The sequence below is a fragment of the Streptomyces sp. NPDC101490 genome, from assembly GCF_044767145.1.
In the GTDB taxonomy this organism is placed as follows: Bacteria; Actinomycetota; Actinomycetes; order Streptomycetales; family Streptomycetaceae; genus Streptomyces.
On record NZ_JBIWNI010000004.1, the window covers coordinates 72,160 to 88,238 of the forward strand.

16 protein-coding genes are annotated in these 16,079 nt (G+C 74.1%); all 16 read left to right on the forward strand.

Annotation, left to right across the window (positions count from 1 at the left end; translation table 11 throughout):
- Window positions 1-173: 173 nt before the first annotated feature.
- The 16 genes from fabG (at window position 174) to ACIRQY_RS11570 (ending at window position 15,970) form a co-directional block, all read left to right on the forward strand.
- A complete protein-coding gene (fabG, locus tag ACIRQY_RS11495) occupies window positions 174-959 on the forward strand; it encodes a 3-oxoacyl-ACP reductase FabG (protein ID WP_403924035.1) in 786 nt (261 codons plus the stop codon).
- 32 nt (window positions 960-991) lie between these two features.
- The gene (locus ACIRQY_RS11500; protein ID WP_403924038.1) at window positions 992-1,990 is read left to right on the forward strand and encodes a 3-hydroxyacyl-CoA dehydrogenase NAD-binding domain-containing protein; all 999 of its coding nucleotides are present in this window, start codon (window positions 992-994) and stop codon (window positions 1,988-1,990) included.
- Between the two features lie 266 nt (window positions 1,991-2,256).
- A complete protein-coding gene (locus ACIRQY_RS11505) occupies window positions 2,257-3,168 on the forward strand; it encodes an NADP-dependent oxidoreductase (protein WP_403924041.1) in 912 nt (303 codons plus the stop codon).
- 44 nt (window positions 3,169-3,212) lie between these two features.
- On the forward strand, window positions 3,213-3,872 hold the full coding sequence (locus ACIRQY_RS11510) for a DsbA family oxidoreductase (RefSeq protein ID WP_351790951.1): 660 nt from the start codon (window positions 3,213-3,215) through the stop codon (window positions 3,870-3,872).
- A 100-nt stretch (window positions 3,873-3,972) separates the two neighbouring features.
- Entirely contained in the window at window positions 3,973-4,617 is a 645-nt protein-coding gene (locus ACIRQY_RS11515) for a hypothetical protein (RefSeq protein ID WP_351790949.1), read from the forward strand.
- A 95-nt stretch (window positions 4,618-4,712) separates the two neighbouring features.
- Window positions 4,713-5,768 carry a 3-hydroxyacyl-CoA dehydrogenase NAD-binding domain-containing protein gene (locus ACIRQY_RS11520; RefSeq protein ID WP_403924044.1) on the forward strand — a complete coding sequence of 352 codons (1,056 nt, stop codon included), beginning with the start codon at window positions 4,713-4,715 and terminating at the stop codon, window positions 5,766-5,768.
- Between the two features lie 147 nt (window positions 5,769-5,915).
- Window positions 5,916-6,650 (forward strand): DsbA family protein, encoded by a 735-nt coding sequence (locus ACIRQY_RS11525; protein WP_403924047.1) that lies wholly within the window; start codon window positions 5,916-5,918, stop codon window positions 6,648-6,650.
- Between the two features lie 103 nt (window positions 6,651-6,753).
- Window positions 6,754-7,752, forward strand: a complete 999-nt coding sequence (locus ACIRQY_RS11530) for a zinc-binding alcohol dehydrogenase family protein (protein ID WP_403924050.1) — start codon at window positions 6,754-6,756, stop codon at window positions 7,750-7,752.
- Between the two features lie 120 nt (window positions 7,753-7,872).
- The gene (locus ACIRQY_RS11535; protein ID WP_403924053.1) at window positions 7,873-8,469 is read left to right on the forward strand and encodes an NADPH-dependent FMN reductase; all 597 of its coding nucleotides are present in this window, start codon (window positions 7,873-7,875) and stop codon (window positions 8,467-8,469) included.
- Between the two features lie 230 nt (window positions 8,470-8,699).
- A complete protein-coding gene (locus ACIRQY_RS11540) occupies window positions 8,700-9,968 on the forward strand; it encodes a beta-ketoacyl-[acyl-carrier-protein] synthase family protein (RefSeq protein WP_351790935.1) in 1,269 nt (422 codons plus the stop codon).
- A complete protein-coding gene (locus ACIRQY_RS11545) occupies window positions 9,965-11,191 on the forward strand; it encodes a ketosynthase chain-length factor (RefSeq protein ID WP_403924055.1) in 1,227 nt (408 codons plus the stop codon). The genes ACIRQY_RS11540 and ACIRQY_RS11545 overlap by 4 nt, the downstream gene beginning before the upstream one ends.
- Before the next feature lie 80 nt (window positions 11,192-11,271).
- Window positions 11,272-11,529 carry an acyl carrier protein gene (locus tag ACIRQY_RS11550; RefSeq protein WP_351790930.1) on the forward strand — a complete coding sequence of 86 codons (258 nt, stop codon included), beginning with the start codon at window positions 11,272-11,274 and terminating at the stop codon, window positions 11,527-11,529.
- 71 nt (window positions 11,530-11,600) lie between these two features.
- Window positions 11,601-12,551, forward strand: coding sequence for an aromatase/cyclase (locus ACIRQY_RS11555; protein ID WP_403924058.1), 951 nt, complete (start codon window positions 11,601-11,603; stop codon window positions 12,549-12,551).
- A 23-nt stretch (window positions 12,552-12,574) separates the two neighbouring features.
- Window positions 12,575-13,012: a nuclear transport factor 2 family protein gene (locus tag ACIRQY_RS11560; RefSeq protein WP_403924060.1), complete on the forward strand. Its 438-nt coding sequence runs from the start codon at window positions 12,575-12,577 to the stop codon at window positions 13,010-13,012.
- A complete protein-coding gene (locus tag ACIRQY_RS11565) occupies window positions 12,996-15,050 on the forward strand; it encodes a 4'-phosphopantetheinyl transferase family protein (RefSeq protein WP_403924063.1) in 2,055 nt (684 codons plus the stop codon). Before ACIRQY_RS11560 ends, ACIRQY_RS11565 begins: the two co-directional genes overlap by 17 nt.
- Window positions 15,047-15,970: an MBL fold metallo-hydrolase gene (locus ACIRQY_RS11570; protein WP_403924065.1), complete on the forward strand. Its 924-nt coding sequence runs from the start codon at window positions 15,047-15,049 to the stop codon at window positions 15,968-15,970. Before ACIRQY_RS11565 ends, ACIRQY_RS11570 begins: the two co-directional genes overlap by 4 nt.
- The last annotated feature ends 109 nt before the right edge of the window (window positions 15,971-16,079 follow it).

A 16,079-nucleotide genomic window follows, 5' to 3' on the forward strand; every position in this document is an offset into this window, starting at 1 on the left:
GCATGGGCTCCGGCGTGGCGCGGGGTCCGGGGGCGTGTGGGCCGGGGACGCGCGGGCCGGGGCCCGGACCACCGGCGCGTACCACTGGATCTCCGCTCGACCACCCGTCGAGCCCCCGCGCCGACTCTGAGCACCGTCAACTCGCCTCAAGCAGACGGTGTTACGGAGGAACGATGGCCGAGCGGCAGCAGAGGGTGGCAGTGGTGACCGGGGCGACCAGCGGGATCGGCCTGACCGTGGCCGCGCACCTGGCCCGCGGCGGTGCCCGCGTCTTCGTGTGCGGACGGGACGAGGACCGGCTCGCCGGGGCCGTCAAGTCCCTGCGCGACGAGGGGCTGGAGGTCGACGGCGTCCCGTGCGACGTCACCGACAAGGAGGACGTCCGGCGCTTCGTCCGGACCGCCGTGGAGCGCTACGGGACCATCGACGTCCTGGTCAACAACGCCGGGCGCAACGGTGGCGGAGCGATCGCCGAGATGACCGACGAGCTCTGGTACGACGTCATCGACACCAATCTCAACAGTGTCTTCCTGGTGACCCGCGAGGTCCTCTCCGCCGGAGGGATGCTCGGCAAGGGCTGGGGCCGGATCATCAGCATCGCCTCCACGGCGGGCAAGCAGGGAGCGGTCACGGCGGCCCCCTACTCCGCGTCGAAGCACGGTGTGGTCGGCTTCACCAAGGCGCTGGGCCTGGACCTGGCCAAGACCGGCATCACCGTCAACGCGGTCTGCCCCGGCTTCGTCGAGACCCCGATGGCCGAGCGGGTCCGCCGCCACTACGCGGACATGTGGGACATCACCGAGGACGAGGCCGCCGAGAAGGTCACCACGCGCGTGCCGATCGGCCGCTACGTGGAGGTCGAGGAGGTCGCCGCGATGGTGGACTACCTCGTCGCCGACGCCGCGGGAGCCGTCACCGCTCAGGCCATGAACGTCTGCGGCGCCCTCGGCACCTACTGACCCGTGCCCCTCCCCGTACCCCAGGAGCACCTGTGAACGAGACGACGGCGGGCACGGTCACCGCGGCGGGCGGAGCCGGGCCCGCGCGGACGGCCACGGTGATCGGCACCGGCACCATCGGCCTCGGCTGGATCGCGCTGTTCGCGGCGGCCGGGATGACGGTCCGCGTCAACAGTCGCCGCCCCGACGCGGAACGGCATGTGCGCGCGGCCCTCGGCCGGTACGCGGCCACCCTGCCCGGCGGCCCGAGGGATCCGGAGGAACTGGCGCGGCGGCTGCTGTTCGAGCCGGACGTCGCCCGCGCGGTCGAGGGCGCCGACGTCGTGCAGGAGAACGCCCCCGAGGACCTGGCGCTCAAGCGGGACCTCTTCGCGCGGGCCGGAGCCGCGGCCGGTCCCCGGGCCCTGCTGCTGTCCTCGACGTCCACGCTGCTGCCCGACGACCTGGGCTCGGCGATGGACGACCCGTCCCGGTTGCTCGTGGCGCACCCCTTCAACCCGCCGCACATCGTGCCGCTGGTCGAGGTGGTCGCCGGGGAGCGGACCGATCCGGCGGCCGTGGACGAGACGGTCGCGTTCTACCGGAGCCTGGGGAAGGCGCCGACCGTGCTGCGCAGGGCCGTCCCCGGATTCGTCGCCAACCGGCTCCAGTCCGCCCTGCTCAGGGAGAGCATCCATCTGGTCCGCGAGGGAGTGGTGTCGGTCGCGGAGCTGGACGAGATCGTGACCGCGTCCATCGGGCCGCGCTGGGCGGCCGTCGGCCCCTTCCGGGCCTTCCACCTCGGCGGCGGACCGGGCGGGCTGCGCCACTGGTTCCGGCATCTCGGCGTCGGTCTGGAGCGCGGCTGGGCGGGGCTGGGCGACCCGCCGGTCGACGAGGCCACGGTCGGCACGGTTCTCGCCCAGGCCGAGGAGGCGTTCGGCGACCGCTCCTACGAGCTGCTCGCGGCGGACCGCGACACGGTCCAGAACGCCGTCATCGCCGCCGTCGCCCGTGCCAGGGCCACCGAGCCGGACGCCGTCGAGCGCTGAGCGGACACCACGGCGTCCCTGTCGCTCGACGTCCGATCGACGTCCACTCGACGTCCACTCGAAGACCGCTCAAGGACCGCTCAAGGGTCGATCGAGGACCGCTCAAGGACCGCTCGAAGGGCGCTTGAAAGGCGACGCGGCCCAACTCCTGTCCTGAAAAGGCCGATTGACCTCAACTGCGGTTGAGGTTGCACGATGGGGTCACGGGTTCACCGGGGATGCCCGGTGAACCCGTGACCCTTATGCGTACGAGGAAGGAATCGCCCATGCTGGCAGCAGCCATCCACGCCTTCGGCGGCCCCGAGGAGCTCAAGGTGACGGAGGTCGACACGCCCCGTCCGGCCCCCGGCGAGGTGCGGGTGAGGGTACGGGCGGCCGGAGTCCAGGCCTACGACTGCGCCGTCCGCGCCGGGTGGAACCCGCCAGGCATGACCCTGGCCTTCCCCCAGGTCCTCGGCAACGACTTCGCGGGCGTCGTCGACGAACTCGGCGAAAGCGTCACCGGCTTCTCCGTGGGGGACGAGGTCCTCGGCTGGGCCGTGCTGTCCTGCTACGCCCAGTACCTCGTGGTCCCGGCCGAGCAGGTCGTGCCCAAGCCCGCGAACATGCCCTGGACGGAGGCAGGAGCCTTCTCCGCCTCCGCGCAGACCGCCCACACCGCCCTCAAGGCGCTGGAGGTGGGCCCCGGCGACACCCTGCTCGTACACGCCGCCGCCGGTGGCGTCGGCACGATCACCGTGCAGCTCGCCAGGGAGTGGGGCGCCACCGTCATCGGGACCGCCGGCGAGCACAACCACGCGTACCTCCGCTCCCTCGGCGCCATCCCCGTCACCTACGGCGAGGGGCTCGCCGACCGGGTCCGCGCCCTCGCCCCCCAGGGAGTGACCGCCGTCCTCGACTGCATCGGCGGCGAAGCCCTCGACGTGTCCGTCGCGCTCGTGGAGGACCGTGCCCGCATCGCCACCCTCGTCGACTTCGGCCGCGTCGAGGAGCTCGGCGTCCGGGCCGTCTTCAGCCAGCGGTCCGCCGAGCGCCTGCGCGAACTCACCGAGGTGTACGGGCGGAACCGGCTGCGCGTCGAGATCTCCCGGGTCCTCCCGCTGGACGCCGCCGCCGACGCCCACCGCGAAGTGGAGACCGGGCACGTGCGCGGCAAGGTCGTCCTGTCGGTCGACTGACCGGCCCCGCCCCCCTCCGCCCCACCGTCACCCAGGAGACCCCCGTGAAGATCGAGATTTTCTCCGACATCCTCTGCCCCTGGTGCTACGTCGGAAAGCGCCGCATCCAGGACGCGCTGGACCGGTTCGGCCACCAGGACGAGGTCGAAGTCGTCTGGCGCAGCTACGAACTCGGCCCCGAGGCCGAACACGAGCCCGGTCCGACCGCCGAGAAGGTCATGGAGCAGTGGATGGACCCGGCCGCCGTCCCGGTCCGCGTCGCCCAGATCAAGGAACACGGCCGCAAGGAGGGGGTGGAGCTCAACATGCACCTCTCCACCCCGGTCAACTCCTTCGACGCCCACCGGCTCACCCACCTCGCCGCCGCGCGCGGCGGCGCCGACGAGATGGTGGAACGGCTCCTCCACGGCTACCACACCGCAGCGGTCAACATCGCCGACCACGACGTCCTGGTGCGCCTGGCCGAGGAGGCGGGCCTCGACGCCGCCGAGGCGCGCGGGGTGCTCGCCGGGGACGCGTACGCCGACGCGGTCCGCGCCGACGAGCAGCGCGCCCGCGACCTGGGCGTATCCGGGGTGCCGTCCGTCGTGGTCGACGGTCTCCCCCCGGTCTCCGGAGTGATGGACCCCGCCGCGCTCGTGGAACACCTGGAACGCGCCAGGTCGCGCTCCGCCGCGCACGCCGCGTCACCCGCCGGGGAGTGACGCCGCGCCTGGACGCACTCTCGATCGCGGCTCCAGTCGGGACGCTCAGATTGAGCCAGGCGCGCCCGGAGTGTCCAGGCGCGAAGAACAGGGGAACACAGTGCAGACGAACTGGAAGAAGACCGCGGGTCTCCTCGCCTCGGCCGGCGTGGCCGTCACGGGCGTCCTGGTGTCGAGCGGTCCGGCCTCGGCCGCGGTGACCGCCACGACCACGACCACCACTCCCTACGTGTGCCAGACCCGTGTGTCGGGCGGGTGGATACCGGTCGACTACTCCCGCGACTTCACCGTGACGGCGCCGGCCACCGTCGCCCCGAACAAGACGTTCAAGGTCACGTTCGACTCGGCGCCGATCAACGCGGTCGCCGCGTACAACAAGACGCTGACCGACGTGAAGATCGCGTACCGGGTCCCGGCGGGCGCCACCGTGGTGAGCTACTGGCTGAGTGGCGGCAGCGCCAACCTCGGAGGCAACCAGTGGGTCGAGCGGCACGGCGACACCCTGGTCGTGCGGTCCGGCGACGACTTCCAGGGCGGGGTGGCGTACGACCTGCCCAATCTGGAGGTCGTCCTGCGCGCCCCCGGCTCCGGCACGCTGACCACCGGCCCGGCCGGGACCGGCTTCACCGACCCGTCCTTCTACTGGTACCGCCTCCAGCCCACCACCAACGAGTGGGACCCCTTCCAGTGCTACATGGACCCGGCCGCGCCGGTGGTCTTCTCCACCACCACGGTCCAGCCCTGACGGGCCGGAAACGGGTCGTTCCGTACGGCCGCCGGAGCCCAGCTCCGGCGGCCGTCGCCGACTTCCGGCCCCCCACCGACCACGACGGGTGAGACATGAGCACCACGACGGACCCCGCCGCCCCGCGCACGGTCGCCGTCATCGGGGCCGGCACCATCGGACTGGCCTGGACCACGCTGTTCCTGGCCCACGGACTGCGCGTCCGGGTCCACAGCCGACGTGCCGGTGCGGGCACGATCGTCGCCGAGGCCCTGGAACTCCTGGCCCCCGGGCTGCCGGACGGCGGCCGGGACCCGCGGGAGCTGGCCCGCCGACTGGAGATCGCACCCGACCTCGAACACGCCGTACGGGACGCCGACGTGGTCCAGGAGAACCTGCCCGACGACCTGGAACTCAAGCAGGAGCTGTTCCGCCGCGTCGGCGCGGCCGCGCCCCCGACGGCGCTGCTGCTCTCCTCCACGTCCCGGCTGCTGCCCGACGCCATGGGCGCCACGATGGCCGACTCCGGACGGCTGCTCGTCGGCCACCCCCTCAACCCGCCCCACGTCATCCCCCTCGTGGAGGTCGTCGGCGGCAGCCGCACCGATCCGGCGGCGGTCGCGGAGTGCGTCGCCTTCTACCGGTCGGTGGGCCGGGTCCCGGTCGTGCTGCGCAAGCCGGTGCGGCGGTTCGTCGCCAACCGGCTCCAGGCCGCCATCCTCCGTGAGAGCGTCCACCTCGTCGAGGAGGGCGTCGTCACCATGGCCGAGCTGGACACCGTGGTCACCCAGGCACTCGGGGTGCGCTGGGCCGCCGTCGGCCCCTTCCAGGCGTTCCACCTCGGCGGCGGCGAGGGCGGGCTGCGCCACTGGCTGGCCGCCGCCGGGCCCGGCATGGACGCCGCCTGGGACGAGCTGGGCCGCCCCCGGATGACGGCGGAGACCGTCGACCGGCTCGCCGACCTGGCGGAACAGACTTTCGGACGGGACGGATACGCACGCCGGGTGGTGGCCCGCGACGCCCGGCAGAACGCCGTCCTGGAGGCACTGGCCCGCGCCGCCGCCCTCGACGGAGCCGACGGAGCCGACCGGGCTGACGGGGCCGACGGCGGTGCGCCCGATGCCGGTGCGCCCGACTCGTACGACGGACGGCCGGACGGCCGGACCGTCTGAACTCCGACGGACCGGCAGAGGGTCCGGCTCTGACGGACGGTCCGTTACCGACGGACGGTCCTTTTTGACGGACGGACGGACTGACGGACTGACGGACTGACGGACTGACCGACGGACTGACCGAACAGGAACGAGGAACAGGAAGAGATGCAGCCCATGGACACCACCGAGACCGGCGGGACCCGCCCCGCGCCCGACACCGGCACGGACATCGTCGACTTCTGGTTCGACCCGCTCTGCCCGTGGGCGTGGATCACCTCACGCTGGATCACCGAGGTCGCCGCGCTCCGCCCGCTCACCGTGCGCTGGCACGAGATGAGCCTCGCCCTGCTCAACAGCGGCTCGGAGATGTCCGAGGAGCGGCGCGGGATGCTGGCGGCGTACTGGGGCCCCATACGCGTGGTGGCGGCAGCCCGGCACGCGCACGGCGACGAGGTCGTCGGCCCGCTCTACACGGCCCTGGGCAGTCGGCTGCACGCCCCGGACGGCATCTTCTCCCCCGTGCGGGACGCCACCGAGGACACCTGGCAGCAGGTGATGACCGAGGCGATGCGTGGAACCGGAGCCGTCGTCGAGGCCGCGCTCCGCGACATCGGACTCCCCGCCGCCCTGGCCGGGGAAGCGGGCTCCGAGCGGTGGGACGAGACGCTGCGGGCCTCCCACGCCCGCGTGCCGTCCGAGGGACTCCGGCAGGAGCTCATCGGCGTCCCCGCCCTCTCCGTCAACGGCCACGCCGCGCAGTTCGGGCCGGTCCTCAGCGAGATCCCGACCGGCGACCGCGCCCTGCGGATCTGGGACGCGCTGCGCACCCTGTCGACCGACCCCGGCTTCTTCGAACTGAAGCAGTCCACGGCCCGCGCGGAGCCCCGCACCATCCGCTGACCCGGTCCTCCGCGTGCCTCTCGACGCGTCCCCGAGCTGTCTCCGAGCCGTGCTCAAGCCCGGCTCGCGAGGCTGGTCCCGGCGACGAAGACCGGAGGAAAAGATGCGCACCATCCGTATCCACGCGTTCGGGACCCCGGAGGTCATGCGGGTCGAGGAGACACCCGTGCCGAGCCCCGGCCCGGGGCAGGTGCTCATCGCCGTGGAGGCGGTGAGCGTGGGGTTCGCCCAGACCCAGATGCGGCGGGACATCTTCCCCGCACCCATGTGGAAGCCGACGTTCCCGATCGTCCTCGGCGGCGACGTCGTCGGCACGGTCGCGGCCCTGGGCGAGGGCGTGACCGGAATCCGCGAGGGCGACCGGGTCGGCGCCTTCACCCTGCACGGCGCGTACGCCGAGTACGTCGCCGTGGACGCGGACACCGTGCTGCCGGTCCCCGCCGGGATGGACGCGGCCCGGGCCACCGCCCTGCCCGGCTCCGGACCCATCGCCATGGGCGTCCTGGCCACCGCGTCCCTGCGGCGGGGCGAGACCGTCCTGGTGCACGCCGCCTCCGGCGGCATCGGCCACCTCGCCGTCCAGGCCGCCAGGGCGGCGGGCGCGGGGCGGATCATCGCCACCGCGGGCTCCGCCCGCAAGCTGGACTTCGTACGGGAACTGGGCGCCGACGTCCTCGTGGACTACTCCCGCGACGACTGGTCGGACCGGGTGCGGGACGCCACCGGAGGCCAGGGCGTCGACATCGTCCTCGACGGCGTCGGCGGGGAGGGCCTGCGCACCGGAGTGGGACTGCTCGCCCCCTTCGGACGGCTCGTGTTCTACGGCTCCTCCGCGGGCGGACGCGCCGTTCCCGCCGTCTCGCCCATGGAACTCATCGGCATGCGGTCCCTCACCTGCTTCGCCCTGGGGCAGTGGCGGACGAGCCGCCGCGAGGAGTACCTGGCCCACCACGAGACGCTGGTCGGGCACCTCACCGACGGAACGGTCCGGCACGCGATCCACAGCACGCTGCCCCTCGAAGAGGCCGCCAAGGCCCACGAGATCGTCGAGTCCCGCGCCCACACCGGACGCGTGGTCCTGCTGACGGGCCGGGACGGCTGAGCGGGCTCCGCCCTCCGCCCTCCTCCTCCACCTCGCAGCCCCTCCTCCCTAGCCCTCAGCCGCTCAGCCCTCAGCCCCCAGCCCCCGGGACAGGTTCCCCACCTCACGCTAGGAGCCCCCATGCCGACCGCCACGCCCAGCCGCCTGGCCGTCATCATCGGCAGCACCCGCGAGGGCCGTTTCGGCCCCGTGGTCGCCGACTGGTTCGTCCGTCAGGCCCGCGCCCGCGGCGACCTCGTCGTCGATGTCGTCGACATCGCCGAGGCACGCCTGCCCGCGGCCCTGTCCGCGCCCGACGAGAACGGCGGGTACGCCTCGCCCGAAGTACGTGCCTACGCCGAGCGCATCGCCGCGGCCGACGTCTTCGTCGTCGTCACCCCCGAATACAACCGCGGCTATCCCGCCGCCCTCAAACACGCCATCGACTGCGTCTACGCCGAGTGGCAGGCCAAACCGGTGGCCTTCGTCGGATACGCGGGCGGCATGTCCGGCGGCATCCGCGCCGTCGAGCAGCTGCGGCCGGTCTTCACCGAACTCCACGCGGTGCCGCTGCGCGACAGCGTCAACTTCCCGCACGTCCACACCCGGTTCGGCGCCGACGGCGAACCACTGGACGCGAAGGAGGCCGAAGCGGCCGTGAAGAAACTGCTCGACCAGCTCATGTGGTGGGGGCAGGCGCTCCACGAGGCCAGGACCTGGCGCCCCTACGTCGCCTGACCGCACTCCCGAACCTCCCGCACCGGCCCCGCCCCGGGCGGGGATCGGGCACGGCGATCCGGTTTCGAGCCGTGTTCGAGCCCCGGTCCGCAGGGTGGGAACAGCCGACGGCGCTGCCCCCACGGGCGTGGCCCGGTGGATCCCGCCGGGCAAGACGAAAGGAAAAGAGACGCGATGTTCTGCTGCAGGCAGGGTGGTTCCCGGGCGACCGGCAGTGCGGGGAGCCCCCGATGAGCCGCCGCGTGGTCATCACCGGAATCGGGGTCCGTGCCCCCGGCGGCTCCGGTGCGAAGGCGTTCTGGGACCTGCTGACCGCCGGGCGCACCGCCACCCGGCGCATCTCCTTCTTCGACGCGAGCCCGTTCCGGTCCCAGGTGGCGGGCGAGGTCGACTTCCACCCCGAGGACGAGGGGCTGACACCGCGCGAGATCCGCCGGATGGACCGGGCGACCCAGTTCGCGGTCGCCTGTGCCCGTGAGGCGGTCGCCGACAGCGGTCTGGAGTTCGGCGGCGGCGACCCGCACCGGATCGGCGTCAGCCTCGGCAGCGCCGTCGCCTCCGCGACCAGCCTGGAGAACGAGTACCTGGTGATGTCCGACCGGGGACGCGACTGGCGGGTCGACCCCGGCTATCTGTCACCGCACATGTTCGACTACCTGAGCCCCGGGGTCATGCCCGCCGAGATCGCCTGGGTGGTCGGCGCCGAGGGGCCGGTGACCATGGTGTCCGACGGCTGTACCTCCGGACTCGACGCCGTCGGCCACGCGGTGCAGCTCATCCGCGAGGGCGGTGTCGACGTCATGGTCGCCGGAGCCGCCGACACCCCCGTCTCCCCGATCGTGCTGGCCTGCTTCGACGCCATCAAGGCCACCACCACCCGTAACGACGACCCCGAGCACGCCTCCCGCCCCTTCGACGCCTCCCGCGACGGCTTCGTCCTCGCCGAGGGCGCCGCCGTGTTCGTCCTGGAGGAGTACACGACGGCGCTGGCCCGGGGCGCGCGGATCTACGCCGAGGTCACCGGCTACGCCACGCGCTGCAACGCGTACCACATGACCGGGCTGAAGCGGGACGGCCGCGAGATGGCCGAGGCGATCGGCGCCGCGCTCGACGAGTCCCGCATCGACCCGACGGGCATCGACTACGTCAACGCCCACGGCTCCGGCACCAAGCAGAACGACCGGCACGAGACCGCCGCGTTCAAGCGCAGCCTCGGCGACCACGCCTACCGGGTGCCGGTCAGCTCCATCAAGTCGATGGTCGGTCACTCCCTCGGCGCGATCGGCTCCCTGGAGATCGCCGCCTGCGCCCTCGCCATCCGGCACGGCGTCGTGCCCCCCACGGCCAACCTGCACCACCCCGACACCGAGTGCGACCTGGACTACGTGCCGCTGACCGCGCGCGAACAGCGGGTGGACACCGTCCTGACCGTCGGCAGCGGCTTCGGCGGCTTCCAGAGCGCGATGGTGCTGCGCACCCCGGAAGGAGGCACCGCATGACCGCCCGTACGGTCATCACCGGGATCGGCGTCACGGCCCCCAACGGCCTGGGCACCGAGACCTACTGGAAGTCGGTCCTGGCCGGCCACAGCGGCATCGGCAGGGTCACCCGCTTCGACGTCTCCGGCTATCCGGCCACCCTCGCCGGACAGATCGACGACTTCGACCCCGCCGAGCACCTGCCGAGCCGACTGCTCCCGCAGACCGACCACTCCACCCAGCTCGCCCTCACCGCCGCCGCGTGGGCCCTCACCGACGCCGCCGTCTCCCCGGGCGACCTCCCCGACTACGACATGGGCGTCATCACCTCCAACGCCCTCGGCGGCTTCGACTTCACCCACCGGGAGTTCGCCAAACTCTGGAGCAAGGGACCGGAGTTCGTCAGCGTCTACGAGTCCTTCGCCTGGTTCTACGCCGTCAACACCGGCCAGATCTCCATCCGGCACGCCATGCGCGGCCCCAGCGCCGCGCTCGTCGGCGAGCAGGCCGGTGGACTCGACGCCCTCGGCTACGCCCGCCGCGCCGTCCGCCGGGGCACCCCCCTGATGCTCGCCGGAGGCGTCGACTCCGCCCTCGACCCCTGGGGATACGTCTCCCAGACCGCCGACGGCCGGGTCACCACCGAGGACGACCCCGCCCGCGGCTACCTGCCCTTCGACACCCTGGCCTCCGGCCACGTGCCCGGCGAGGGCGGCGCGATGCTCGTCCTGGAGGACGAGGACCGCGCCCGCGCCCGCGGCGCCGAGCGGCTGCACGCGGCGCTGACCGGATACGGCGCCACCTTCGACCCCGCCCCCGGCACGGGCCGCCCGCCCGGGCTCCGGCGCGCCGCCGAGACCGCGATCACCGACGCCGGACTGAGCCCCACGGACATCGACGCGGTCTTCGCCGACGGCGCCGGAATCCCGGAACTCGACGCGGCCGAGGCCCGGGCCCTCAGCGGCCTGTTCGGCGCGGGCCGCGTTCCCGTCACCGCGCCCAAGGCGCTCACCGGCCGCCTGTACGCGGGCGGCGGCCCGCTCGACGTGGTCACCGCGGCCCTGTCCATCCGCGACGGCGTCGTACCACCCACCCCTGTGGTCGGCGAGGTCCCCGACGACTACGGCATCGACCTCGTCCGGGGCGAGCCCCGGGAGCGGCACGTCCGTCACGCCCTCGTCCTCGCCCGGGGGCGCTGGGGATTCAACGCCGCCGTGGTGGTCAGCGCCGTCGACGAGCCGTAGCGGGCACCGCGCCCCCGGCGCTCCCGGAGCCGTAGACCGCGCCGACCCCGGCCCCTCGCAGGAATCCAAGGAGAGAACCCATGGCACAGATCACCATCGACGACATCCGCCGCATCCTCGTCGCGTGTGCGGGCGACATGGAGGGCGCGGGCCCCGGCACCGACATCAGCCACCTCACCTTCGAGGACCTCGGATACGACTCCCTCGCCCTGATGGAGAGCGCCGCGCAGATCAAGCAGGAGTTCGGCGTCCTCGTGCCCGACGACGAGATCACCGAGGTCACGACCCCGCGGGCGCTCGCCGACCTGGTCAACGGCCTCGTGGCCCGTGCCGCCTGATCCCGCCCACGCCCCCGCCCACGTCCCCGCCCATGTCCCCGCCCGCATTCCCGCAGGAGGAGCGCGACCGTATGACACCGCGACGGCACCGCACCGAGCACACCCTGGACGTCTCCGCCGGCCCCGAGACGCTGTACGGGCTGGTGGCCGACGTCGCCGCCTGGCCGGCCGTCTTCGGACCGACCGTGCACGTACAGCACCTGGAGCGCGGCGAGCACGCCGAGCGGTTCCGGATCTGGGCGACCGTGAACGGCACGGTCTCCGACTGGACCTCGCGGCGCACCCTGGACCCGGAGGGCCTGCGCATCACCTTCCGGCAGGAGCGCAGCCGCGCCCCGATCGCCGCCATGGGCGGTGAGTGGCGCTTCGAGGCCCTGCCCGACGGCGGCACCCGCCTCGTGCTGCTGCACGACTTCGCCGCCGAGGGCGACGACCCGGAGACGGTGAAGTGGATCGGCGAGGCGCTGGACCGCAACAGCGCCGAGGAGCTGCGGGCCCTGGCCCGGGTGGCCGAACTCGGCCATCCCGTGCGGGACATGGTCCTCACCTTCACCGACACCCTCACGTTCCGGGGGGCGGCCTCCGACGCGTACGCCTTCGTGCACCGCGCGGACCTGTGGGCACGCCGACTGCCGCACGTCAGCCGCGTCCGGCTGACCGAGGAGCCGCCCGGGATCCAGGACCTGGAGATGGACACCGTCACGGCGGACGGCTCCGCGCACACCACCCGCTCGGTGCGCGTCTGCGAGGAGCCGTCGTGGATCGCCTACAAACAGCGGGTCACCCCGCGACTGCTGCTCGGCCACAGCGGTCTGTGGGAGTTCGCGCCCGGCGGGGACGGCACCACCGTCGCCACCGCCCGCCACACCGTGGTGCTCGATCCGACCGGGGTGCCGGAGGTCCTCGGCGAGGGCCGCGGCCTCGCCGACGCCCGCGCCCACGTCCGTGACGCGCTCGGCCGCAACAGCCTGGCCACCCTGCGGCACGCCGCCGCGTTCGCCGGGTCCGCCGCCCCGGCCTGACGGCCCCTATCCGAGGAGACCCCTTGAGCAGCACCACCGCCCCCGCCTCCCTCACCGAACTCCACTCCCTGGTACAGCACTTCTACGCCCATCAGATGCACCACCTGGACCACCGCAGGTTCGAGGAGTACGCCGCCACCTTCACCGAGGACGGCGAGTTCCAGCACTCCCCGGGCATCGAGCCCGCCCGGGGCCGGGCCGGGATCGTCCGCGAACTGGTGGCGTTCCACAAGAAGTTCGACGGCGACCCGGTGCGCCGTCGGCACTGGTTCAACCAGATCGCCCTGGACCCGCGCCCCGACGGCACCGTGCACTCCACCGTCTACGCCCTGGTCGTGACCGTACGGCCGGGAGGCAAGCCGGAGATCAGCCCCAGCTGCACGGTCCACGACGTGCTGGTCGTCGACGGGGGGAGGCCGGCGCTCAAGTCCCGGGTCATCAGCCATGACCAGGTGTTCTGACGCGTCGGGGACGGAGCCGACGGGCCCCGCGGCCCGGCTGGAGCGGGTCCTCGGCCCGCCGTACGACGGCCGGTACGGGGGCCCACCCCTCGGTACGGCGGCCCTCGCCGCCCAGGTCCTGCGCCACGAACTCGTCCCGGCCGCACGCGGCGGCCGGATGACCCGACGGGACACGGCGGCCGTGCTGCTGCGCGCGGTCGCCCGCCGCGACCTCCTGGCGGCCCGCGCCCACGGAGCGGGGGCCGCCGCCCGGACGGGCGTCCCCGGCTCCGGGACAGCGGCCGTGGGCTCCGCCGACAGCGCCCTGCGGGCCGTGCTCGGCGCGGTCCTCGCCGGGCACGGCGGCGCGCGCCCCCTCACCTCCCGGTGGACCCGCACCGCCGTCACCGGCGCCTTCGCGGACCTCCTCGCCGCCGACGCCCTCGTCCTGGCGGCCGTACGGGGCGGCCATCTGCTGCCCGGCAGTGCCGCCCCGTGGACGGCCGCCGCCGACCATCTGGTGCCGCGCCTGCTGCGGCGGAGCACCGGAGACCTGCTCGGGGTGCTCGGCACCGGCTGGCTCCGGCAGGAACGCCGGCACGGCGCCTTCCACCGGCACCTGCGCGCCCTCGACACGACCGGGGCCGGGGGGACGGGGCCGCCCGCCCTGCCACCCGTCGCGGCGGAGAGCGGGTTGCCGCCCGGCCTGTTCATCCCGAACGGTCCGCTGCCGCCGCTGAACCCCCCGCGCCCGGCGTCCGGCCCCGATCCGCTCCCCGCCGCGCTGCACGCCGCCGCCCGGCAGGTCACCAGGGCTCATCCGCCGGCCCTGCGGAGTCGGCTGGCACTCCTGGCCACCGCCTTCGCGGAGCTCGGCCGTGAGCGCCGGGACCCGCGCCGGGAGGGCGCCCAGGGGGAGCGGTACGCGCTCCTGGCCTCGGCCGCGGCCTGCGCGGGTGTCTGGGCGTCGGCGGTGGCCCGGCCGGACGCCGGGTTCCTCGCGCACCCGGCGTGGCTCCTCGTCGCCCTCGACCGGGCCGCGGTCCGACTCGGACTCGGACTGCCGGACCTCCGGCCCGAGGACCCCGAGCCGCTCGGGGTCCTGCTCGCCGAGGCGGTGACCCGCGTCCGCCGGGACCACAGCCTCGACCTGTACGCCGTGCCGCTGGCCGGACACGGCGGGCGGGCCGGACACGGGGCGAGGGCCGCGACGGCGGCGGGCGCGGGCGCGCGGGGGCGCCCGCGCCGGACGACGCCCGTGCCGCCCGTGACGCCCGGACCACCCGCACCCGCACCCGCACCCGCATCCGGCCCGGCCCCGCTGCGCGCCTCGGGGCCCGGCGGTCCCTGGACCGGCGAACTGCTCCGCCGCATGGACGCCGAAGGACACGCCCTGCTGTACGGGTACGCCGACGACTGGGCGACGCCCGTCCGTACCGCCTCGCGGGCCTTCCTCGCCCACGCCGCCGCGGTCGCGCTGCGCGTCGGGCCCGACGTACCGGAACTCTCCCGGGAGCCGGGCGGGAAGCCGTACCTCCGGGGCTTCCCGGGCCTGGAACTGAGCCTCAGCCACTCCGGTCCCGTGCTGGTCCTCGGCCTCAGCCGCCTCGGCCGCATCGGGGCCGACACCGAGGCGACGGACCGTCCGGTGTACGGACGGCCCGTGACGCGGGACGTGTTCACCGCACCGGAGCGAGCCGCGCTGCGCCGCCTCCCCGAGGGGGAGCGGAACGCGGCGGCGGTGGGTCTGTGGACGCTCAAGGAGGCGTACGGCAAGGCCTGGGGCCTGGGGCTGAGACTGCCCCCCGGGTCCTTCGGCTTCTCCGTGCCGGGTGCCGCGACCGGCTCCGTCGCCCTGTTGCACCGCCCGGACGGCGTCCCGGCCGCCGGGCGGGGCTGGCGGTTCGTCACCCACCGGACGCCCTGCGGCTGGACCGTGAGCGCGGCCGTCGCCGGAGCGGTCCCGGCCCGGGTGCCGGGGGCCGCTCGGGACGGGCCCGGCGGCCGCGCCCCCGACGTACGTACAGCGACGACCCACATCCCAGGGAGCTGCCCGTGACCCGCCACCACTCCGACCCCACGGCCCCCCGGCTGCGGGAGATCGCGGAGGACGTCTTCGCCTATGAGCAGCCCGACGGCGGATGGTGTCTCAACAACGCCGGCCTCGTCGTCTCGGACGGACAGGCGGCGCTGATCGACACCGCCGCGACCCGGGCCAGGGCGCTGGCGCTCAAGGAGGCCGTCGCCCGGGTGTCGCCGAGGTCTCCGCGATTCGTGGTCAACACCCACTCGCACGGCGACCACACCTTCGGCAACCATCTGTTCGCCGACGACGCCGTGATCGTCGCCCATGAGGACGCCCGCACCGAGATGGACGCGACCGGCCTCCATCTGACCGCGCTGTGGCCCGACGTCCGGTGGGGCGACCTCACCGTGGCCCTGCCGGACCTCACCTTCCGGGACCGGCTCACCCTGCACGTGGGCCGGGTCCGTGCCGAACTCGTCCACCTGGGACCGGCGCACACGGCGGGCGACACCGTCGTGTGGCTCCCCGACCGGCGCGTGCTGTACGCGGGGGACCTGGTGATGTCCGGGGCGACCCCGTTCTGTCTGACGGGTTCCGTCGCGGGCACCATCGAGGTGATGGAGCGGCTCAGGGCCTTCGGCGCCGACACCGTCGTGCCCGGCCACGGCCCCGTGGGCGGGCCCGAGCTGCTCGACGTCACCGAGGGCTATCTGCGCCGCGTCCAGGAACTGGCGGCCGAGGGCATCGACGCCGGGATCACCCCGCTGGAGGCGGCGCGCGACGCCGACCTCGGTGAGTACGCGGGACTGCTCGACTCCGAGCGCATCGTCCCCAACCTGCACCGGGCGTACGCCGAGGCGCGGGGCGCGACGCCCGGCGAACCGATGGACGTCGCCGTGCTGTTCTCCGAGATGGTCACCCACCACGGAGGCCTTCCCACCTGCCGCGCCTGACCGGCGAGCCCCGACCGCGACCGCGACCGCGTCCGGGCCGGGCCGGGCGACAGGGCCTCCGAGGCCCGGCACGCCCGGGGCGAACCGGCGGTCCGCGAACGCCTCGGCC

What these genes read in the sequence shown, in the direction of transcription:
- fabG (WP_403924035.1), top strand. Translation starts at nt 174, where the DNA reads ATGGCCGAGCGGCAGCAGAGGGTGGCAGTGGTGACCGGGGCGACCAGC.
- ACIRQY_RS11505 (WP_403924041.1), top strand. Translation starts at nt 2,257, where the DNA reads ATGCTGGCAGCAGCCATCCACGCCTTCGGCGGCCCCGAGGAGCTCAAG.
- ACIRQY_RS11520 (WP_403924044.1), top strand. Translation starts at nt 4,713, where the DNA reads ATGAGCACCACGACGGACCCCGCCGCCCCGCGCACGGTCGCCGTCATC.
- ACIRQY_RS11525 (WP_403924047.1), top strand. Translation starts at nt 5,916, where the DNA reads ATGCAGCCCATGGACACCACCGAGACCGGCGGGACCCGCCCCGCGCCC.
- ACIRQY_RS11530 (WP_403924050.1), top strand. Translation starts at nt 6,754, where the DNA reads ATGCGCACCATCCGTATCCACGCGTTCGGGACCCCGGAGGTCATGCGG.
- ACIRQY_RS11535 (WP_403924053.1), top strand. Translation starts at nt 7,873, where the DNA reads ATGCCGACCGCCACGCCCAGCCGCCTGGCCGTCATCATCGGCAGCACC.
- ACIRQY_RS11540 (WP_351790935.1), top strand. Translation starts at nt 8,700, where the DNA reads ATGAGCCGCCGCGTGGTCATCACCGGAATCGGGGTCCGTGCCCCCGGC.
- ACIRQY_RS11545 (WP_403924055.1), top strand. Translation starts at nt 9,965, where the DNA reads ATGACCGCCCGTACGGTCATCACCGGGATCGGCGTCACGGCCCCCAAC.
- ACIRQY_RS11550 (WP_351790930.1), top strand. Translation starts at nt 11,272, where the DNA reads ATGGCACAGATCACCATCGACGACATCCGCCGCATCCTCGTCGCGTGT.
- ACIRQY_RS11555 (WP_403924058.1), top strand. Translation starts at nt 11,601, where the DNA reads ATGACACCGCGACGGCACCGCACCGAGCACACCCTGGACGTCTCCGCC.
- ACIRQY_RS11565 (WP_403924063.1), top strand. Translation starts at nt 12,996, where the DNA reads ATGACCAGGTGTTCTGACGCGTCGGGGACGGAGCCGACGGGCCCCGCG.